The sequence below is a fragment of the Leifsonia sp. 1010 genome (genome assembly GCF_031455295.1).
Lineage (GTDB): Bacteria > Actinomycetota > Actinomycetes > Actinomycetales > Microbacteriaceae > Leifsonia.
Genome location: NZ_JAVDSL010000001.1, coordinates 745,542 through 765,548 on the forward strand (window position 1 = coordinate 745,542; position 20,007 = coordinate 765,548).

A 20,007-nucleotide genomic window follows, 5' to 3' on the forward strand; every position below is an offset into this window, starting at 1 on the left:
ATCCCGAGGACCGGCACCGACACTGGCTGCATGACGGACCAGTGGGAACAGCAGGACGAGATGGTGGACGCCGTGGTGATCGGCGGCGGCGCGGCGGGACTCAACGGCGCGCTGATGCTGGCGCGCTCGCGCCGCGATGTGCTCGTGATCGACTCCGGGTCGCCGCGCAACGCGCCGGCGGACGGCGTGCACGGTCTTCTCGGCCGTGAGGGGATGCCGCCGGCGGAGCTGCTGCGGATCGGGCGCGAGGAGGTCCGGCGCTACGGCGGACGCATCCTCGACGGCGAGGTGACGGATGCGGTGCGCTCGGACGACGGATTCGTCGTCACCCTCAGTGACGGACGTAGGGTCGGGGCGCGCCGCCTGCTGGTCGCGACCGGCCTGCGGGATGTGCTCCCCGACATCCCGGGCCTCGCCGAGCGTTGGGGCCGCGATCTCGTGCACTGCCCGTACTGCCACGGCTGGGAGGTCCGCGACCGGGCCATCGGCATCATCGCGACCGGGGAGGGATCGGTCCATCAGGCGCTGCTCTTCCGGCAGCTCTCGGACGACGTCGTGTACCTCGCGAACGGTCACGACCCCGACGAGGCCGCGCGGACGCGGTTCGAGGCGCTGGGCGTCCCAGTCGTTGCGGGGCGTATCGCCGCCGTCGAGACGGCGGACGACCGCATCACCGGCGTCCGGTTGGACGACGGCACGCTGGTCGCGCGCGACGTGCTCGCCGTCGGCTCGCGCATGGAGGCACGTATGCACGGCCTCCAGTCCCTGGGTCTGCACAGCGTTGACCTGCCGGGCGGGATGGGCACCAGCATCGAGGCGGACGCGTTCGGTCGAACAGGCGTGCCCGGAGTCTGGGCGGCGGGCAACGTCGCCGACGCCAAGGCGCAGGTCGGCGCGGCCGCGGCCGCCGGCGCGCTGGCCGGCGCCCAGATCAACGCGGAACTCGCGCTGGAGGACGCCGACCGGGCGGTGGCGCTCAGACGGTCGGCTGCCGCGGGCCGCCCTGCGGGTCGCTGACGGGAGTCAGGCCGCGACGCCGGTTCCGGGCGACGAGCAGGGCGGCTCCGGCGGCGAGGAACACGCCCCCGCCCGCCAGCATCGGTCCTGCCGGGGTCGACGAACCGGTGTCCGCCAGGGTGGCCGTCGGCCCGTCGGCGGAGGTGGAGGCGGTCGCCTCGACGTAGGTGAAGTTCAGTCCCGATCCCGGAAGGAATTCCGGGCATGCGGCCGACGGCTGCACACCGACGCTGACGACGCCGGAACCTGCGGGTGCGATCGCCCGGATCGTGGTGTCGCTCACGACCGTGAAACTCTGCGCGGGGGTGCCTCCGAATGTGACCCCCGAGGCCCCGGTGAAGCACTCGCCGGTCAGCGTCACTTCCGTACCTCCGGTGCTCGATCCGCTGGCGGGACTCACATCCGTGACGATGAGGGTGGGATCGTAGGTGAAGGTCACAGGAGCCGACACACCGACGGCCGTTTGCACCTGGACGGGCACCTTCCCGCGCGCCTTGGGCAGTGTGAAGGTGATCTCGCTGTCCGACACGACGGTGAAGAGAACGGGCGCTTCCTCGACGAGGACGAACAGCGTCCCCGAGAACCCGGCGCCCGTGATGGTGATGGTCGGGTTGCCGTCGGACGGCCCATGGTCGGGCGACAGGCTCGTGATGACCGCGGTCGTCAGGGGGACGTACGTGATGGAGCCCGGGTTCGAATCCCCGTTGGGATGCTCGACCACCACATCCACAGTGCCCGGCGCATGCGCGGGGGTGGTGACGGTGATGAACGTGTCCGACGTGACCGTGAAGGCCGGCGCGGCCGTGCCGCCGAAGGTGACGCCCGTGGCCCCCGTCAATCCGGTGCCCGAGACGGTGACGACGGTCCCGCCGGCCTCCGAGACCCGATTGTAGGAGACGTCGGTGACGGTCGGCGGTGCGAGGAAGGTGTAGGTCAGCGGCGCGGAGTCTCCCGTCGGCTGCTGCACCACCACATCCACCGCACCCGGCGCGTGCGCAGGCGTGGTCGCGGTGACCGTGGTGTCGTCCACCACGGCGAACGTCGTCGCCGAGGTTCCGTCGAAGGTGACGCCGGTCGCACCGGTGAAACCGGTGCCGGTGATGGTGACGATGTCGCCGCCCAGCGGGGTCCCGCTCGTGGGTGCGATCAGCGTCGCGGCCGCGGCGGCGACCACCCTCGGCACAACGGAGGCCTGCGCCGGAAGGACGCCGAGGCCGAGGAAGCCGAGGAGCACGGCGAGAGCGGCCCCCACCGCGCCTCCCCCGGCGATGCGGCCGCGCACGCGGCTCATGGATGTTGTCATGTGGTGTTCCCCCTGTTGGTTCATGCGTGATTCCCCCAAAAAGCAAACGCCGACCTCCACCGTGTCCGGGGGGTCGACGTTTGTACTTAGCTTCGGGCAAGCACCCGCTTTTCGCTGCCCCCCGTTTGCGGGTGATTTCGGAGGCGGCTGTCAGGCAGTCGGCCGCTCGACCGCCCGCAGCCGCTCGGCGCGGCGGTAGTGCCGCAGCACGAGCCAGAGCGTCAGGATGCCGCCGGCGGCGACGACGATCAGCACGACGATGTAGAGGATGCCCGCAAGCGCGGTCACGGCCGACGCGGTCTGCGCCGTGAGGCCGCCGGCCGTGGTGAGCTCCTCGACCGCGCGGCCGTTCGCGAGCAGGGCGATGACGGCAGCCAGGTCGCTCGCCGAATCCCAGAGACCGTGCAGGATGGCCACGCCGACATAGGTCACCACGATCCAGATCGAGAAGCGGAAGCGGTCACGGCCCCGTGCCGCGCCGAACAGCACGGCGCCGAGAACCGCCGTCCAGAGCACATGGCCGACCGGCGCGAGGATCGCGCGGAGCACCTCGGTCTGGAGCAGCGAGACGAGGTCGATGCCGCGCGCCGTGATCGCCGCGTTGAAGGCGTAGCCGGCCGACTCGAAGGCGGCGAAGCCCGCCCCGACCGTCGCCCCGAGCAGGGCGCCCTGCGTGGCCGTCTTCGGCACGACCCGCCAGCCGATGATGACCAGCAGGATGCCCTTCACCAGCTCCTCGATCAGACCCACCAGCAGGTACAGCCAGTAGCTCTGGTGCAGGTTCACCTCGAGCAAGGAGGCGCCGAGAACACCGAAGATCCCGCCGATGAAGAAGGCGAGCACCAGCTGCAGCGAGCTGACACTGCCGCTCACGCGCTCGATGGCGAAGAGGACGACGCAGAACGGGACGAGGAAGCTCCCGAACAGGATCAGAGTCGGGATCAGGTTGGTGTTGCCGGTGACGATCGTCACGACGATGGTCAGGATCCACAGCGCCAGGCCGGTGAGCAGCGTCTTCCACCACCAGCCGTGATGGTGATGCGGGTGCGGCGCTGCTTCCGGCCGTTCCGTCCACGTCTGTGCCGTCATCCGACTCCCCTTCGCTCGATGCCGCGCCACCGCTGACAGTGCGAACATCTTCCCACCGCTGCGGGTCTACGCCAGGGCCGGCGATCAGCCAGGGCCGGCGATCAGCCAGGACTCCGGTCAGGCGAGGGAGCGGAACCGGGCAACGCCCTCGGCCACGAGTTCTCGGAGGTCGAGGGCTTCGTCGGACGCCACCCAGCGCTCGAAGGCGAGCCGGAACGCGGCCATCGCGGCCTCGGCGGCGATGGCGGCCTCGTCCGGATCGAAGCCGCGCTCCACCAGGGCGGCCGCGGAGGTGGATGCGACGGTCGCGAGCTTGAGCAGCTCGCGCTCCTGGAGGCTCGCGTTCGCCGCGATGACGGCCGCGCGCCGACGTGCGAACGTCGGGTCGGGGTTGCTCTCGAGAAACGCCGCCGCGGCATCCATCCCGGCAGCGGCGGCAGCAAGTGCGGTCGTGCCGCCTTCGTGCTCGGCGATCGCCGAGAGGACCGTCGCCTGGAACGTCGCCGACCCCGCGAAGAGCACCTCGCGCTTGTCGGCGAAGTGACGGAAGAACGTCCGCTCCGTCACGCCCGCGCGCGCGGCGATGTCGGCGACGGTCGTCTGCTCGTACCCCGGGTCGAGGTAGAGCTCGAGCGCGGCGCGCGCGAGGCGGCCCTGCGCGTCCGGCTCCCAGCGTCCCATGGCTCCAGTGTAGTGATGACAGTTGCTGACATGAGTGCTACGCTGACGTCAGTCTCTGACATCAGCGGTCGATCGACCGGGATGAGACGAGCGAAAGGAGCACATCATGCGTGTATTCATCACCGGAGGGTCGGGCTGGATCGGATCAGCTGCCGTCCCCGAACTCCTCGTTGCCGGCCACGAGGTCCGCGGGCTCGCCAGGTCTGACGCGTCTGCCGCGCGCCTCCGATCCGCAGGCGTCGAACCGATCTCCGGCGGGCTGGGCGACCTCGAGGTGCTGCGCGCTTCCGCCGCCGAAGCCGACGCCGTCATCCACCTCGGCTACAACCACGACTTCAGCGACCAGGCGGGAGCGGGGCGCTCGGAGCGCGCCGCGCTCGAGGCCTTCGGCGACGCTCTCAAGGGCAGGAACGCCCCCCTGCTGTTCGCCTCCGGAACGGCTTTCATCGCGCCCGGCCGGATCGCGACGGAGGACGACCGCGCGCCGTTCTCCGGACCGGATGCCCCGCGCGGCGGCGCGGAGGAGCTGGCGTTCGGGTTCGTCGACCGCGGCATCCACCCGGTCGCCCTGCGCTTCGCCCCGACCGTCCACGGCGCGGGTGACCACGGCTTCACCGCCGAGCTGGTGCGCGTCGCCCGTGAGAAGGGCGTCGCCGGGTACGTCGGCGACGGGTCGAACCACTGGCCGGCCGTGTATCGGGGGGATGCGGCCCGCCTGGTCGTCCGCGCGCTGGAGAACGCCGGGACCGCGACCGTCGTGCACGCCATCGCCGAGCAGGGGGTGCCCACCCGCGACATCGCCGAGGCGATCGGCGCCGGGCTCGGCGTTCCCGCCGCCTCGATCGACCCCGCCGACGTCGACGCGCACTTCGGGTGGATCGGGCGGATCTTCGCCCTCGACCTCCGGGCGTCCAGCGCGCTCACGCAGCGCCGGTTCGACTGGGAGCCGACCGGCCCGACCCTCCTCGAGGACCTGGCTGCCGGCTCCTACTTCGCCCGCCCCGCGGCCTGACCCCTCACGGGGCTTGAGGCGGGGAGGGCGGCGACGACGATTCGGCGGGCGGGTTCACCAGCACGTCGTCGAAGGTCGTCTTCTCCGCGGGCGTGCGCTGGTCCCAGCCGGGGCGACGAGCCGCATAGAAGATCAGCGGGGGCACGCCCAGCAGGATGACGATCACCGCGACCAGGGCCGGGTACGCCCATCCCGGTGCACCCGCCGCGAAACCCTCCGGCGGCACGAAGCCGAGCGCGAACGCGGCCAGGCAGGCGAGGAAGCCGATCGTCGCGATCACCCCCATCGCGGGCGTGCGGTAGCTGCGCGTGACGTGCGGGTGGGTGCGACGGAGCCGCATGGCGGCCGCGAACATCATCATGTACATGATCAGGTAGAGGGCCGCCGCCATGTCCACCAGCAGGATGAACGCGGTGTTGATGTTCGGCACGAAGATGAACAGCGCGGCGAGCAGCGTGACCACGATGCCCTGCACGTTCAGGATGCCGACCTGCACTCCCGCCTTGTTCCGTCGCTGCAGGAACGTGGGCAGGTAGCCGGAACGCGCCGCCGCGAGCAGACCGCGCGACGGGCCCGCGATCCAGGTGACCACCGACGCGAACGCGCCGAGCGCGATCAGCAGGGAGATGAGCGGGGTCGCCCACGACATCCCCCAGGTGTCGAAGTACGTCTGGAACGCCAGGTTGATGCCGGTGGTGAGCCCGAGCTCGGACGACGGCACCGCCACCGCGATCGCGATCGTCGGGAAGATGAAGATCCCGAGGATGAGGATCGAGGCGATGAGCACCGTCTTCGGGTAGCCCTTGCCCGGGCTCTTGAGGTCGTTCGCGTGGACGGCGTTGACCTCCATGCCGGCGTACGCCAGCACGTTCGAGACGATCAGCACGATGGAGGCGATGCCGGTGAACGGCGGGATGATCGCCGACGCCTGCAGCGGAGTCTCACTCGGCTGACCCGTCCCGAGCCAGATCGCCCCGAACACGATCAGCAGGACACCCGGGAAGATCGTGCCCGCGAGCCCCGACCACGACCCGACCTTCGCGAACAGATTGCCGCCGCGCAGGGTGATGAAGGTCGAGAACCAGTAGATGACGAGGATCACGATCGCGGTGTAGAGGCCGGAGTTCGCCAGATTCGGGTCGAGGAACACGAACGCCAGCGACGCCGCGATGAACGCGATCTGCGTCGGATACCAGACGACGTTCTGCACCCACTGAAGCCAGATCGCCTGGAATCCCCAGCGCTCACCGAACGCCATCCGCACCCAGGTGAACACGCCGCCCTTCCAGCCGGTGGCGAGCTCGGCGGCGACCAGCGCCACCGGGATCAGGAAGAAGATCGCCGGGATGATGAACAGGGTCACCGAACCCAGCCCGTACCCGGCCATGGCGGGAAGGCTGCGCAGGGACGCGACGGCGACGACGGTGAGCATCGCCAGCTGGGTGATGCTCATGAACGTACGCGCCGTCGTGCCCGGCGACCCGATCGCCGGCTTGTGCGGTACGGAGTCGAAAGGATGCGGCTTGACGTGGCCCGGGCCGGGCGCCGGCGTGCCGTCCGCCCGCGTGTAGTCCGTCGCGGCCTTGTTCGGCTCGCTCGTTGCGGTCATGGTCTTCTCCCGCTCGTGTGAGGCGCGGTGCGCCGGGTTCTCGATCGCCAGTCAGACGGTCAGTGGGTGAAGGAGGCCGTCTGGCCCTCTATCGGCATCGGGCCCTCGAGCTGGTCGAGGTACGCGACGGCCTCGCGGATGTCGCTCACCAGCGACTCCGCCAGGTTGCGGCTCAGCCCGTTGCGCACGACGATGCGCTGCACGGTCAGGTTGCTGATGTCGTCGGGCATCGGGTAGGCGGGGATGAGCCATCCCTTCAGCCGGAGGCGCTCGGACAGGTGGTACAGGTTCCAGTTCTCGGTGTGCCCCTCCTTCAGCTGCCAGGCGAAGACGGGGATGTCGGAGCCGTCGTTCCACAGCTCGAACGCGGGCATCTTGGCGATCTCCCCCGAGAGGTAGAGCGCGACATCCTGCGACGCCTTCTGCACGCGGTAGTAGCCGTCGAAGCCGAGCCGCAGGAACAGGTAGTACTGCAGCAGCACCTGCGCGCCCGGACGTGAGAAGTTGAGCGCGAACGTCGGCATGTGGCCGCCGAGGTAGGTCACGTCGAACACGAGGTCGGCCGGGAGGTCCTCGACCGTGCGCCAGACCACCCAGCCGAGGCCCGGGTAGACGAGGCCGTACTTGTGGGCGGAGGTGCTGATGGAGACCACGCGGTCGACGCGGAAGTCCCACGACAGCTCCGGCTGCAAGAACGGCGCGATCATCCCGCCCGATGCTCCGTCGACGTGGATCTTGATGTCGAGTCCCGTGTCGGCCTGGATGCGGTCGAGGGCCTCGGAGATCTGCTCGACCGGCTCGTACATCCCGGTGTAGGTGACGCCCATGATCGCGACGACGCCGATCGTGTTCTCGTCGACGTACTTCTCCAGCTCGTAGCCGTCGAGGACTTTGTGGTCGAGGCTGATCGGCACGTACCGGGCTTCGACGTCCCAGTAGTTGCAGAACTTCTCCCAGCAGACCTGGACGGCGCTCGAGAGCACGAGGTTCGGCTTCTCGGTGGACTTCCCTGCGGCCCTTCTCGCCTGCTGCCAGCGGCGCTTCAGCGCGAGACCGCCGAGCATGCACGCCTCCGACGAGCCGATGGTGGAGGTGCCGATCGCCTTCTCCGGGTCCGGTGCGTTCCACAAGCCCGCGATCATCTTCCAGCACCGCGTCTCGATCGCCGCGGTCTGCGGGTACTCGTCCTTGTCGATCATGTTCTTGTCGGCGGACTCGGCGTACAGCCGCGCGGCGTGATCGTCCATCCAGGTACCCACGAAGGTGGCCAGGTTGAGGCGGGCGTTGCCGTCGAGCATCGACTCGTCGTGGACGATCTGGTACGCGGTCTCGGGCAGCGACTCGTTGTCGGGGATGCGGTCCACCGGCAGATCGGTACTCTCGCCCGGGCGGGCGAAGATCGGGTTGAGCTGGGTCCGGTCGCTGGTGCCGGTGTAGGCGGTGGAGGGCGACTGCGACGCCTTCGCCCGCTCCTTCGACTCTGAGATGGTCATTCGCTTCACTCCTCGGACGGCGCGGGCACCGGCTCGCGCAGTGGACGTTCGCTTGTACGTCGTCCGGCCGGTCGATCCGTGACCGCGTCGAACAGCGTCACCGTAACGAGGGCGTGATTCGCCGCGATAGACAGTTATCGCGGCTTTTCCGGGTTCCGCGACGTCCGTAGCGAGCGGGCCTCAGGAGCCGGATCGCTTCAGCGTGCCGATCGTGGAGCCGCCGTCGTCGAGGACGGTCATCGTGTCGCCCGAGACGTTGCCCGTGGCCGCCTTGCCGAGCCAGGTGTCCACGTTCTCGCAGGCCATGAGAGTGGATGCGATGGGCCCGAAGGTGATCTCGTCTCCGTCGATCTGACCCTTGCCGGAGAGCGTGTTGCAGCCGTCGGAGCCGGAGAAGGTGCCGTCGTTCTCGATGTCGAGGTTCGGCTGCCCCGTGGACGTGGAGCCCCAGCGCCCGACGACCGCCTGGCCGCTCGGGGTGCCGGCGCAGCCGGCGAGCAGCAGGACCGCGGCGGCCACCGCCGTCAGGTGTCGTATCCGTCGCTGGCGCAGCATGGCCCCTCCCCGCTTTCTCGGCGTCAGGGTAACGCCGCGGCGGCTGTCGGCGACAGGGGGAATCGGCGCGCGCGGCGGGCCGCCCGACGGCTCAGTCGTCGGATCGATCGTCGGCGACGGCGGCCGGGGACAGCACCTCGTCGACGATGGCGAGCAGCTCGGGTCGGGCGAGAATGCGGAAGTGCCCGCCGACGTCCAGCTCCATGTTGCGCGCGCCCTCGAGCCTGCTGCCGGCGGGGACGTGCGGGTCGAACCATCCCCAGACCGAGATGATCTGGGCGTTCACCGCGCGATTGAGCGCGAGCCGGACGAGTCCGGGCGACGACGGCATCAACGCGCGGACGCTCGAGATGGGGATGAACCGGGCGAGCGACGAACCGCCGAACGGCGTGGCCACGGCCACGGTGGTGCGGATGCGCGGACCCGAGTCCGGCATCCCCATCAGGTATTTGGCGATCAGGCCGCCCTTGCTGTGCGCGACGATGACGACATCCGTGAGGTCGTGCTCGTCGAGATGGCGCTGCACGAGCGCGGCGGCCTCCGGCACGGACATCCGGTTGTCCTCGAGCGCGGTGACGACGTGCACCGGGTGACCGGACGCGTGGATGTGCTGGGCGAGCGGGCGAAGGAAGCGCCACGTCTCGAAGATGCCGGGGATGAGCACGACGGGCGTGCGCGAGCCCTCGCCGGCCACGAGCGCGTCCGGGTTGCTGCGGTCGAACGCGGCGCGCAGCTGATGACGGCCGGCGTACAGCCAGTCGAGCGCGAGCACGCCGGCGCGGCGCAGCAGGGTGCGCCTCATCCGGGCACCCGCACCAGCTGAGAGATGAGGGCGGCCGTACGCCAGGGCGCGCCGTGCATGACCAGGTGGGCGACGGACGGGACGCGCACCGCCGCGCCGCCGGAGCGCTTCGCCAGCTCGGCGACCCATTCGTCGCGGGCGATCGGGTCGCGGGCCCCGCGGACCACGACGACGGGCACGCTCGCGTGCTCCAGCTCGTCTTCGATTCGGTACTCCAGCATGGCGGGCAGCGTAGCGAGATACCAGGCCGGTCCGCAGTGCAGGTAGTCGCCGATGACGATGCGGTTGCCGCGTGCATCCTCCCGCAGGGTGTCGAGCCCGAGCAGCACCCCGGCCTTCACGGCGTTGCGATCTTGCGGTGCCATCACCGGGCCGAGCAGGGCGAGGCCGCGCACGAGGTCCGGTCGGCGGACGGCCAGGCAGACGGCGACCTGGGTGCCCATCGAGTGGCCGACCACCACGGCGTCGGCGATTCCGGCGTCGTCGAGGAGGGCGGCGACGGAGTCCGCGAACTCCGCGATGGAGAGCCCGTGATCCGGACGGAACGGCTTGGCCTTGCCGAACCCGGGCAGGTCGACGGCGACGACCCGGCCCTCCTCGGCGAGCGCCGGCACCAGCCGCTCGAAGTACCGCGAGCTGACCCCGATGCCGTGCACGAGCACGAAGACGGGAGCCGTCGCGTCGCCGTCCTGCGGCGCCGGCCGCTGCGGACCGGTGTCGACCGTGACGACGGCGCGGGGCGGGAGCGGAGGCGTCAGGTCGTCGGTCACCCCTCCACGCTACCCGGGCCGTCTCCGCCCGCCCGCCGGCGGCTCGGCCTCACGCCGACGGCTCGAGCACCGTCTTGAGCCAGCCCTCCTCGCGGCGGTCGAAACTCTCGTAGGCCTCCAGCGCATCGACAACGCCGACCTCCTGCGTGATGAACCGCGTCGGGTCGAACAGGCCGGCCGCGACGAGGTCGATGAGCGGTGGCGTGACCGCGCGGTGGTTGCAGTTGCCCATCCGCACGGTGAGGTTCTTGTTCATCGCGGCGCCGATCGGGTAGTGCGTCAACTGCGGCGAGTAGACGCCGATGATGCCGATCCGCCCGGCCTTCGCGACCGACTCGACCGCCCACTGCGAGACCAGGGTCGGGGCGTCGCCCGGCACCCAGAGGTCGCCCTGGGGGTTCGTCTCCGGCGCGACCTCCTGCTGCGCCTCCTCGAACTCCGACGCCTGCTCCTGCCCCTGCTCGGCGGCCGGGCCGCTCTTCGGGCGCTGCGCATCCACCCCGACGGCGTCGATCACCGCGTCGACGCCCGCCCCGCGGGTCAGCTCGAGGATCGCGTCGACCGGCGTCTCGGAGTTGAAGTCGATGATCTCGGCGTTCTGCTCCAGAGCCTGCGCGAGCCGGGTCTGGATGCCGTCGACGGCGAACACCCGGCCGGCGCCCTGCCGGAAGGCCGAGGCGATGGCGAGCTGACCGACGATGCCCGCACCGAAGACCGCGACGGTGTCGCCGCGCTTGACGCCGGCGAGCTGCGCGCCGAACCACGCCGTGGGGAAGATGTCGGAGAGCAGGATGGCCTGCTCGTCGCTGACCGCCGCCGGAAGGGGGATGAGGGTGTGCTGCGCCCAGGGCACCCGGGCGTACTGCGCCTGCAGCCCGTTCACCGGGCCCGTCGTCTCCGGTCCGCCGAAGAAGGAGGTCCCGGCCGCGGGGCCGTTCGGGTTGGCGACGTCGCACTGGGCGGTGTTCCCGGCGCGGCACTGCGGGCAGACGCCGCACGAGATGGTGGAGCAGACGATCACGCGGTCGCCGGGCGAGAAGCCGCGCACCGCATCCCCCACCTCCTCGACCACGCCGACGGCCTCGTGACCGAGCACCGTGCCCGGAACCATGCCGGACATCGTTCCGCGCACCATGTGCAGGTCGGTGCCGCAGATCGCACTGGTCGTGATGCGCACGATCGCATCCGTGGGTTCTTGGATGGTCGGGTCGGCTACGTCGTCGAGCCTGATGTCGCCCACTCCGTGCCACACGATCGCCTTCATGATGTCTCCTCCCGGTTGCTTCTCCAGACTGGCGCGACGGTACGCGCGGCGGGGGCCGAAGGAGCACCCGGTTGAAAACCCGGAGGAGCGGGGTAGCTGTGGAGAAGTACTAGCCCCGACGGCAGCGGAAGGAGTACCACAGGACCATGCCCGCATCGCAGGAGCTGCCCTCCACCCTCGAGCGTTCCGAGAAGCACGCCCAGGCCCTCTGGTCGAAGGCGCACGACTCGGCGGTCGAGGAGTACGGCGAGGGTGAACGGGCGCACCGCACCGCCTTCGCTGCACTCAAGCACGAGTACGAGAAGGTCGGCGACCACTGGGAGCGCAAGGCCGAGAACGGGCCGTCGGACCGGAAGGCGGCAGGCGGCCGCGACACGGACGCACCGACCGAGGAGGGCGTGGACGCGAACGCGTCGAAGGCCCACCTGCTCGACATCGCCAAGCGCCTCGACATCTCCGGCCGCACGCGCATGACGAAGGACGAGCTGATCGACGAGATCAAGCGCGCCAATCGCCGCGAGACGGCGGCCAAACGAAAGAAGGGCTAGCAATGGGCGACGTGCTCGCGTTCATCGGATGCTTCATCCTGTTCTTGGTGGGGCTCCTCCTCCTCGGGTTCGCAGACACCTTCCCGGCGTGGCAGGGCCTCGTGTTCTTCGCGGGCATCGTCTGCATCGCCCTCTCCTTCGGCATCCCGGTCGGTGTGCTCGGCCATACCGAGTAGCGGTCGCCGCGTCAATCACCCCCCTCGCCCTCCCTTTCCTCAGGAGAGCGAGGTAGCGTTGGTGGATGGCTGACTTCACGCGCCTGCACAGCCACACCTCCGATCCGGAGGAGGCGGATGCCGCGATGGCCGCCGCCGGAGGCCGCTTCGCCTTCGCGCAGCTGCCGCAGAACGACTTCTCCTTCGACGTCGACCAGGCGATCGACCCCTCGTTCTCGGTCGCGCGATACGCGATCGGCGGCCAGTGGGAGACGTCCGGTGACTTCGACGACGTCGTCATCGTGAACGTCAAGAGCGACGTGTACCGCTGGGACATCGACGGCGAGCGCGGTTTCGGCACGCGGTCGCCGTTCCTGATCCGGCCGGGCCACGACTTCACCTGCTTCGCCGAGGACAGCGACGTCGTCAACATCTTCCTGTCGCCGCAGATCCTCAGCGACGTGGCGGCCACGGCGCTCGGCCACGAGGGCCCTGTCGTGTTCGGATCGGCCGAGACGCGCAGCCCGAAGCACGCGGAGTACATGATGACGGCCGCGACGGTCGCCGCCGAATACATGGAGTCGGGCACGTTCCGGCACCCGCTGGTGCGCGCGAGTCTCTTCCACACGCTGTCGCTGGCCGCGCTGAACTGCTTCTCGCTGAGCACCGATCCCCGGGAGCAGGCGCAGACGCCCGCCGCTCAGCTGGAGTCGTACCGCCGGGCGGTCGGGTTCATCGAGGACTACGCCTCCCTTCCCATCACCGTGACGGACATCGCCGGGGCGGCCGGGACGACCATCGCGCAACTCCACGCCGCCTTCCGCACCCACGCGGGGACGACGGCCCAGGGCTACCTCCAGCAGGTGCGGCTGTCGGCGGCGCACACCGAGCTCCAGGTCTCCGACCCGGCGACCACGGATCTCGCCGACCTAGCCGGTCGCTGGGGTTTCGCCGACCTCGACCGCTTCGCCCGCCGCTACCGCGAGGCGTACGGCATGCATCCCGCCGTTGCGCTGCAGGACTGAGATTTCTCGCCGCTGTCGCTGACGAAGCGGGCCGCCGACTTCGTAGAATCCCCGGATGGACCCGCGACGCTCCTTCGCCCTGCTCTGGCTGTCGCAGGCCTTCTCGCAGTTCGGGACGAGCGTCTCCTCCCTCGCCTACCCGCTGCTCATCCTCCAGCTCACCGGATCGGCCGCTCAAGCGGGCCTGGTGGGCGCGGTCGTCGCCGCCACCGGCCTGCTGACCCGGCTCCCGGCCGGCTCGGTGGCCGACCGCAACCCGCCACGCGCGCTGATGCTGACCGCCGACGGGATGCGATGCGCGTTCCTGGCGGCGCTGGCCGTCACCGTCGCCTCGGGTGCAGCGGGAACAGGTCTCGTGGTCGCGATCGTCGCCCTCGAGGTGACCGCCGGCGCAGTGTTCGGGCCGGCGGAGTTCCGGATGATCCGGGCGATCACACCGCCCTCGGAACGCTCGGTGGCGGTGGGGCGGATGCAGTCGCGCTCGCAGCTGGCCGGGCTGCTGGGGCCGCTGGCCGGCGGGGCCCTGTTCGGCGTCGCTCCGTGGCTGCCGTTCGCGGTCGACGCCGGAAGCTATCTCGTGTCGCTCGTCCTCATCCTGGCGGTACCGTCCGTCCCCGCTCCGCGGACGGCGGCCGGCGCGCGCGGAGGCGCATGGCGCTGGCTGCGCTCGGACCCGCTCCTGCTGCCCGCGGCTCTCTGGGTCGCCTTCCTGACGGCGACGTTCTCGGCGGTGGGCCTGATCGTGATCGTGGTGGCGCAGGATCGCGGCGCGGGCAGCGCCGGCATCGGGTTGATGTCGAGCATCAGTGCGGCGGGCGGTCTGGTGGGCGCCCTGATCACCCCGGCCGTACAGCGACGGCTGCGGCCGGGCGCGGTCTTCCGGATCGCGGCGACGCTCGACACCGCAGCCACGCTCGCCCTGCTCCCGCTGCAGTCGCCCGTTCTCATCGGCGTTGCCGGTGCGGTCGCGTTCCTCTCCGCTCCGATCGTGGCGGCATCGCTGTTCGGCGAGGTCTCCCGTCGCTCCCCCGACGAGCTGGTCGGCCGCGTGCAGTCGACGGTCGTGCTGGTGGTCGGTCTGGTCGCGCCGGTCACGCCCATCCTCGCCGGTCTGGTGCTCGACCGGTCGGGGTCGGTCGGCGGCATCATCGCGTGCGCATCGGCCTTCGCCGTCCTCACGCTCGTGGCGGTCCTGCTGCCGGCGTTTCGCCGGCGGTCGGCGGCACTCGACGCCCCGGCGAACACCTGACAAGGGACTCCCGACTCGACGCGGGGCGGTGTACCGAAGAAGTCATGGATCACAACGACGCACCGGTCCTCGATGCCCTGGTCGACTACCACCGCCTCGACCGCTACGGCTTCACCCCTCCCGGGCACCGGCAGGGGCGCGGCGCCGACGAGCGGGTCAGCGCCGTGCTCGGCGGAGCGCTCCGCCAGGATGTCCTCGCCACCGCCGGGCTCGACGACCGGAAGGCGTCCAACGGCTACCTCTCACGCGCAGAGGAGCTGATGGCGGACGCGGTCGGGGCCGACCGCGCGTTCTTCTCGACCTGCGGCTCCTCGTTGTCGGTGAAGGCGGCGATGCTCGCGGTCACGCGGGGTGAGGGCGAGATCATCGTCGGGCGCGACGCCCACAAGTCCACCGTCGCCGGCCTCGTGCTCTCTGGACTCCAGCCGCGCTGGGTGCCCACCCGCTACGACGAGGAGCAGCACATCGCACACCCGCCGGGGCCGGAGGAGTTCGAGCGGATGTGGCAGCGCTATCCCGACGCGTCCGCGGCGCTCGTCACCAGCCCGACGCCGTACGGCACCTGCGCCGACCTGCAGGCGATCGTCGAGGTGTGCCACTCGCGAGGCAAGCCGGTCATCGTCGACGAGGCGTGGGGCGCGCATCTGCCGTTCCATGACGACCTGCCCACCTGGGCGATGGATGCGGGGGCCGACATCTGTGTGGTCAGCGTCCACAAGATGGGCATCGGGTTCGAGCAGGGGTCCGTCTATCACCTGCAGGGATCGCTGGTAGACCCGATCCGGCTGCAGCAGTGCGCGGACGTGCTCGCGACCACGAGCTCCAACGTCCTGCTCTACGCGGCGATCGACGGCTGGCGGCGGCAGATGGTCCAGCACGGGACCCGGCTGCTCGATGACGCACTCACGCTGGCAGACCGCACCAGGAAGGCGATCGAACGCATCCCCGGCCTGCACGTGCTCCGCGACGAGCTCATCGCCCAGGAGGCTTCACACGATTTCGACCCGCTGCACGTGCTGATCGACGTGCAGCAGCTCGGGGTGTCCGGCTACCAGGTGGCCGACTGGCTGCGCGCCGAGCACCGCATCGACGTCGGGATCAACGACCACCGGCGCGTCGAGGCGACGCTGTCGATCGCGGACGATGAGGAGACCACGGCCCGGCTGCTGGAGGCGCTGGAGCAACTCTCAGAGGCAGCCGAGGAGATGCCGGAGCCGACGCCCGTCACCCTCCCGTCGTCACGCGACCTGGAGCCGATGATGGCGGCTCTCCCGCGCGACGCGTTCTTCGGCCCGGTGGAGGTGGTCTCCGCCGACCAGGCTGCGGGCCGCGTGGCCGCCGAGCAGGTGACGCCGTATCCGCCGGGGATCCCCGCGATCCTTCCCGGCGAAGTCATCAACCCCGTCGTGCTCGAATACCTTCGCACCGGGCTCGCGGCCGGGATGGTCATCCCCGATGCGGCAGACCCGAGCCTCGAGACGTTCCGAGTGGCCCGGAGCCTGCCGCACGCGGAGTGACTCACTCCTTGTTGAGCTTGTCCTGAACGGCCCCCGCCACCTTCTCCACGGTGTTCGGCAGCTCCGTCGTGCCGTAGAACCGGGAGTCGGGGTGGGTGGGCGGCGGCATCGGGACCGTCGCCTGCGGCCCGTCGAGGTACGTGAACTCGCCCTTGCCATCTGGCGTGGGTCCGCTCGCCCAGCGGCCCTCTGCGGCAGCCGCACCATCGGAGAAGTTGATGTACTGATAGGCCACGTCGCGGTCTTCCTTGTTGAGCGGGAAGTTGCTCGGAACCGGGAGGTCCTCCGCGCCTTCCTCGCGCAGCTCGGCGGCAGCGGCGATCCACTGGTTCTGGTGCATGGTGTCGCGTGCGAGCAGGAACGAGAGCAGATCGCGGACGCCCGCGTCGTCGGTCATGTGGTAGAGCCGGGCGACCTGGAGCCGACCCTGCATCTCGGCGTTCGCGTTGGCGGTAAAGTCGGCGAGGAGGTTGCCGCTCGCGGTGATGTAGCTGCCCTGCCACGGGTTGCCGTTGCTGTCCACCGGGCGGGCTCCGGCGCCTGCGACGATGGCGTGCTGCACATCCGTGCCGCCGACCACCGCTGCGACGACCGGGTCGTCCTGCACAGCGTCCTCCGTGATCCCGAGCGGCGACTTCTCCAGCAGCTGCGCGATCATCACGGCGAGCATTTCGACGTGGCCGAACTCCTCCGCGCCGATGCCGTAGAGGAGGTCGCGGTACTTGCCCGGGATGTGCGCGTTCCAGGCTTGGAACCCGTACTGCATGGCGACGGTGATCTCGCCGTACTGGCCGCCGAGCACCTCCTGGAGCTTCCTGGCGTAGACGGCGTCCGGCTTGTCCGGCTTCGCGGTGTGCTGCATCTCCTGACGGTGGAAGAACATACGAAGATCCCCTTTCTGGTTGGTGCTTCCAGAGGTACGCGGGGTATTCGCACATCCCAGCCGTTGACAGCTCGGCGGGCCCGGCGATTAATGGGCGTCAGTGTTGTGCCCGGGTGCGGGGCGCAGGCCCGGCGTGAGGGGCAGCAGCGCGGCGACCACGGATGCGACGGTCGCCGCGACGAACGGGCCGGCGGGGCCGAGCGCATCCCCGAGCACCCCCGCGACCGCGGTGCCGGTCGCTCCCCCGACCAGCCCCGCCGTGTTGAGCCAGCCGAAGGCCTCCGGGGTCGCGGTCTCCGGAAGAGCGGATGAGACCATCGCGTAGAGGGCGGCCAGCGACGGCGCGAAGCCGAGCCCCGAGAGGAACAGCACGCCGTAGAGCAGGGGGATGCCGGGGACCAGCCCGGCGGCCGCCGTCGCGACGGCCACCCCGCCGAGCACGGCCGCCAGACTCCGCGTCCCGAAGCTCCGGTGACCGAACGCGATCCCTCCGATCAGCGACCCCAGGCTCGACACGGCGATCGCCAGCCCGGCGAGGACGCCGTGGCCATCGAAGCGCGCCACCAGCGCGATCTCGAGCGCGGCGAACGACGCGATCAGCGCGAAACTCGTCGCGGCGGCCAGGCGAACGGACCGCGTCAGCAGCACAGTGCCGGGGCGCGTCCTGCTGCGCGGCAGCCGGACGCTCGCGATGTGCGGAGCGAGCAGGAACCACACCGTGCCCCCGAGCGTCACCAGCGCTGCGAGCACGAGCGGCGCCTGCGTCGACACCGCCCCGCTGAGCAGCGTGGCCACCACCGGCCCGGTGATCCAGATCAGCTCCTGCGCGGAGGTGTCGAGGGCGAACAGCGCCGGGACGGTCCGGCGCGGCACCAGCCGCGGGTACAGCGCGCGCACCACCGGCATAAGCGGAGGAACGGACGCGCCGATCACGACCCCGAGCGCCACCATCAGCGCGGGATGCGGCGGCCCGAACGCGAGCAGGAGCATCCCCGTCGCGTTCAGCAGGGCGGCCACCAGCACCGGCGGCCGGATGCCCAGCACCCCGACCGACCGGCTCACCAACGGCATGGCCACCGCCTCGCCGACGCTCACGCAGGCGACGACGAGGCCGGCCAGCGCGTACGACCCGCTGGCCTGCCGCACGTGCAGCAGGACGGCGAGCGACAGCATCCCGAGCGGGAAGCGCGCCACCAGCTGCGAGACCGTGACGCGCAGGACCCCGGGGACGCGGACGAGCTCCAGGTACGTCCGCACCCCGCTACTTGCCCACGCCGCCGGCGAGACCGCGCACGAAGTAGCGCTGGCACACGAAGAACAGGATGACCATCGGCAGGGCGGCCATCACCATCCCCGCGAACACGACCGGGTACTGCGTGCCGTTCTTCGACATCATGTCGGCGAGGCCGACGGGAAGCGTCTGCACGCCCGTCCCGCTGGTGAAGATCATCGCGAACAGGTACTCGTTCCAGTTCTGCAGCACGTTGAGGACGATCGTCGTCGCGACGATCGGCATGCTCATCGGGAGGATGATCCGCCAGAACGTCGCCGCCCGCGAGGCGCCGTCGATCGACGCGGCCTCATCCACCTCGCGCGGCAGGTCGAGCATGTACGCGCGCATCAGGAAGACCGTGAACGGGATGCGGAACGCCGTGTACAGGATCAGCAGGCCGAAGAAGGTGTCGTACAGACCCCACGCCTGGAACAGCTTCACCAGCGGGATGAGCGCGACCGTCGGCGCCAGCATCAGACCGGCGAGCACGATCACGGTGAAGGTGCGGTTGAGCGGGATGTTCACCCGCGTCAGCCCGTATGCCGCCCACGCGCTGATCAGCTCGGTGATGAGGGTCGCCAACACGGTCAGCGAGACGCTCGTGAGCACGAAGTCGCCGACGCCCTGGTTCCAGGCTTTGGCGAAGTTCTGCCACAGCCACTCGGTCGGAAGCGCGAAGGGGTTGCCGAAGAGCTCGGCGTTGGTCTTCAGAGCGTTGGTCACCATCCACAGCAGCGGGTAGAGGACCACGACGACGAGGGCCAGCAGCAGAGCCCAGACCAGGGCGCTGCGCGACCAGCGGCCGAGACGGGCGAGGACTACCATTCCACTCTCCTCTTGCGCGAGTAGGCCAGCTGGGCGGCGGCCAGCAGCAGGGTGATGACGAAGATCGCCACGCCGATCGCGGCCGCAGAACCGAAGTCGTTGGTGACGAATCCCGCGTGGTAGAGCCACGTGCCGAGCACCTGGCTGGAGTTGTTCGGACCGCCGCTCGTCATCACCATGACCTCGTTGAACACCTGGAAGGCGCCCGAGATGGTGACGATCATCATCAGGCCGGTCATCTCGCGCACGAGCGGCAGCGACACCTGGAAGAAGCGGCGGATCGGGCCGACGCCGTCGAGGTTGGCCGCCTCGTACAGTTCCTGCGGGATGCGCTGGAGCGCCACCGAGAACAGCAGGACGCTGTAGCCGAAGCCCTGCCACTGGCTCATCGCGATGATCGCGAAGATCGCCGTTCCCTCGTGCCCCAGCCACGCCTGCGAGAACTGCCCCAGCCCGACGTTGTCGAGGAAGACGTTCAGCATGCCGGTCTGCGGCTGGTAGATGAAGTAGAACAGGAGGCCCGCGACGGTCAGCGAGATCGCCGACGGGATGAAGTAGATCGCCCGGAACGCCTTGCGCCAGCGCTCACTCCGGACGCTCTCGACGATCGCGGCGAGCACGAGGGCTCCGAACACCTGGAACACGATCGAGAGCACCGCGTACCAGGTGTTGTTGCCGAGCGCCTTCCAGAAGATCGGGTCCTGGGCGAGGTCGGCGTAGTTGTCGACCCCGACGAAGGTCTGGTCGCCGCTGTAGATGTTCCACTTCAGGAAGCTGAAGACGACGTTCTGGATCAGCGGCCAATAGACGAAAACGGCCAGGACGGCCAGCGCCGGGATGAGCCAGACCAGCCCCCGCCAGCGCGCGGAGCCCCGCCGGGCCGCCCGCGGGGCCATGTCGCCCGGAGCCGGGGCCGTGCGGCCGGGGCGCCTGCGTC

20 protein-coding genes are annotated in these 20,007 nt (G+C 70.2%); 7 read left to right on the plus strand and 13 right to left on the minus strand.

Features of this window, described 5'->3' with window-relative positions:
- Nucleotides 1-30 precede the first annotated feature (30 nt).
- Nucleotides 31-1,017 (plus strand): NAD(P)/FAD-dependent oxidoreductase, encoded by a 987-nt coding sequence (locus J2Y42_RS03530; RefSeq protein WP_309855107.1) that lies wholly within the window; start codon nucleotides 31-33, stop codon nucleotides 1,015-1,017.
- On the opposite strand, the gene J2Y42_RS03535 is transcribed toward J2Y42_RS03530, so the two are convergent.
- The 3 genes from J2Y42_RS03535 to J2Y42_RS03545 all read right to left on the minus strand — a co-directional run bounded on the left by J2Y42_RS03535 (nucleotide 977) and on the right by J2Y42_RS03545 (nucleotide 4,090).
- A complete protein-coding gene (locus tag J2Y42_RS03535; RefSeq protein WP_309855109.1) occupies nucleotides 977-2,320 on the minus strand; it encodes an IPT/TIG domain-containing protein in 1,344 nt (447 codons plus the stop codon). The two genes, J2Y42_RS03530 and J2Y42_RS03535, sit on opposite strands and share 41 nt — an antisense overlap.
- 150 nt (nucleotides 2,321-2,470) lie before the next feature.
- The gene (locus J2Y42_RS03540; protein WP_309855111.1) at nucleotides 2,471-3,409 is read right to left on the minus strand and encodes a PrsW family glutamic-type intramembrane protease; all 939 of its coding nucleotides are present in this window, start codon (nucleotides 3,407-3,409) and stop codon (nucleotides 2,471-2,473) included.
- 117 nt (nucleotides 3,410-3,526) lie between these two features.
- Entirely contained in the window at nucleotides 3,527-4,090 is a 564-nt protein-coding gene (locus J2Y42_RS03545) for a helix-turn-helix domain-containing protein (RefSeq protein ID WP_309855113.1), read from the minus strand.
- A gap of 106 nt (nucleotides 4,091-4,196) precedes the next feature.
- Between J2Y42_RS03545 and J2Y42_RS03550 the strand changes: the two genes are divergently transcribed.
- On the plus strand, nucleotides 4,197-5,102 hold the full coding sequence (locus J2Y42_RS03550) for an SDR family oxidoreductase (RefSeq protein ID WP_309855115.1): 906 nt from the start codon (nucleotides 4,197-4,199) through the stop codon (nucleotides 5,100-5,102).
- Between the two features lie 4 nt (nucleotides 5,103-5,106).
- Here J2Y42_RS03550 and J2Y42_RS03555 read toward each other — a convergent pair whose 3' ends face one another.
- The 6 genes from J2Y42_RS03555 to J2Y42_RS03580 form a co-directional block, all read right to left on the minus strand.
- Nucleotides 5,107-6,711: an amino acid permease gene (locus tag J2Y42_RS03555; protein ID WP_309855117.1), complete on the minus strand. Its 1,605-nt coding sequence runs from the start codon at nucleotides 6,709-6,711 to the stop codon at nucleotides 5,107-5,109.
- A 59-nt stretch (nucleotides 6,712-6,770) separates the two neighbouring features.
- On the minus strand, nucleotides 6,771-8,204 hold the full coding sequence (locus J2Y42_RS03560; protein ID WP_309855119.1) for a glutamate decarboxylase: 1,434 nt from the start codon (nucleotides 8,202-8,204) through the stop codon (nucleotides 6,771-6,773).
- 180 nt (nucleotides 8,205-8,384) lie between these two features.
- Nucleotides 8,385-8,759, minus strand: coding sequence for an META domain-containing protein (locus J2Y42_RS03565; protein ID WP_309855121.1), 375 nt, complete (start codon nucleotides 8,757-8,759; stop codon nucleotides 8,385-8,387).
- 91 nt (nucleotides 8,760-8,850) lie between these two features.
- Nucleotides 8,851-9,561 carry an alpha/beta hydrolase gene (locus J2Y42_RS03570; RefSeq protein ID WP_309855125.1) on the minus strand — a complete coding sequence of 237 codons (711 nt, stop codon included), beginning with the start codon at nucleotides 9,559-9,561 and terminating at the stop codon, nucleotides 8,851-8,853.
- Nucleotides 9,558-10,331: an alpha/beta hydrolase gene (locus tag J2Y42_RS03575; protein WP_309855127.1), complete on the minus strand. Its 774-nt coding sequence runs from the start codon at nucleotides 10,329-10,331 to the stop codon at nucleotides 9,558-9,560. The genes J2Y42_RS03570 and J2Y42_RS03575 overlap by 4 nt, the downstream gene beginning before the upstream one ends.
- Before the next feature lie 49 nt (nucleotides 10,332-10,380).
- Nucleotides 10,381-11,595, minus strand: coding sequence for a zinc-dependent alcohol dehydrogenase (locus J2Y42_RS03580; RefSeq protein WP_309855129.1), 1,215 nt, complete (start codon nucleotides 11,593-11,595; stop codon nucleotides 10,381-10,383).
- 146 nt (nucleotides 11,596-11,741) lie between these two features.
- Here J2Y42_RS03580 and J2Y42_RS03585 point away from each other — a divergent pair, with 146 nt between their 5' ends.
- The 5 genes from J2Y42_RS03585 to J2Y42_RS03605 all read left to right on the plus strand — a co-directional run bounded on the left by J2Y42_RS03585 (nucleotide 11,742) and on the right by J2Y42_RS03605 (nucleotide 16,089).
- Nucleotides 11,742-12,143 carry a ChaB family protein gene (locus tag J2Y42_RS03585; protein WP_309855131.1) on the plus strand — a complete coding sequence of 134 codons (402 nt, stop codon included), beginning with the start codon at nucleotides 11,742-11,744 and terminating at the stop codon, nucleotides 12,141-12,143.
- Nucleotides 12,144-12,145: 2 nt separating this feature from the next.
- Complete coding sequence (locus tag J2Y42_RS03590) at nucleotides 12,146-12,319, plus strand: hypothetical protein (RefSeq protein ID WP_309855133.1); 174 nt, start codon at nucleotides 12,146-12,148, stop codon at nucleotides 12,317-12,319.
- Nucleotides 12,320-12,384: 65 nt separating this feature from the next.
- On the plus strand, nucleotides 12,385-13,323 hold the full coding sequence (locus J2Y42_RS03595; RefSeq protein ID WP_309855135.1) for a helix-turn-helix transcriptional regulator: 939 nt from the start codon (nucleotides 12,385-12,387) through the stop codon (nucleotides 13,321-13,323).
- A 55-nt stretch (nucleotides 13,324-13,378) separates the two neighbouring features.
- Nucleotides 13,379-14,572 (plus strand): MFS transporter, encoded by a 1,194-nt coding sequence (locus tag J2Y42_RS03600; RefSeq protein ID WP_309855137.1) that lies wholly within the window; start codon nucleotides 13,379-13,381, stop codon nucleotides 14,570-14,572.
- Between the two features lie 44 nt (nucleotides 14,573-14,616).
- On the plus strand, nucleotides 14,617-16,089 hold the full coding sequence (locus tag J2Y42_RS03605; RefSeq protein ID WP_309855139.1) for an ornithine decarboxylase: 1,473 nt from the start codon (nucleotides 14,617-14,619) through the stop codon (nucleotides 16,087-16,089).
- 1 nt (nucleotide 16,090) lies between these two features.
- Here J2Y42_RS03605 and J2Y42_RS03610 read toward each other — a convergent pair whose 3' ends face one another.
- From J2Y42_RS03610 to J2Y42_RS03625, 4 genes are all read right to left on the minus strand, one after another.
- Nucleotides 16,091-16,972: a manganese catalase family protein gene (locus J2Y42_RS03610; RefSeq protein WP_309855141.1), complete on the minus strand. Its 882-nt coding sequence runs from the start codon at nucleotides 16,970-16,972 to the stop codon at nucleotides 16,091-16,093.
- A gap of 87 nt (nucleotides 16,973-17,059) precedes the next feature.
- Complete coding sequence (locus J2Y42_RS03615) at nucleotides 17,060-18,229, minus strand: MFS transporter (protein ID WP_309855143.1); 1,170 nt, start codon at nucleotides 18,227-18,229, stop codon at nucleotides 17,060-17,062.
- A 4-nt stretch (nucleotides 18,230-18,233) separates the two neighbouring features.
- Nucleotides 18,234-19,070: a carbohydrate ABC transporter permease gene (locus J2Y42_RS03620; RefSeq protein WP_309855145.1), complete on the minus strand. Its 837-nt coding sequence runs from the start codon at nucleotides 19,068-19,070 to the stop codon at nucleotides 18,234-18,236.
- Nucleotides 19,064-19,966, minus strand: coding sequence for a carbohydrate ABC transporter permease (locus J2Y42_RS03625; protein WP_089881700.1), 903 nt, complete (start codon nucleotides 19,964-19,966; stop codon nucleotides 19,064-19,066). The genes J2Y42_RS03620 and J2Y42_RS03625 overlap by 7 nt, the downstream gene beginning before the upstream one ends.
- Nucleotides 19,967-20,007 lie beyond the last annotated feature (41 nt).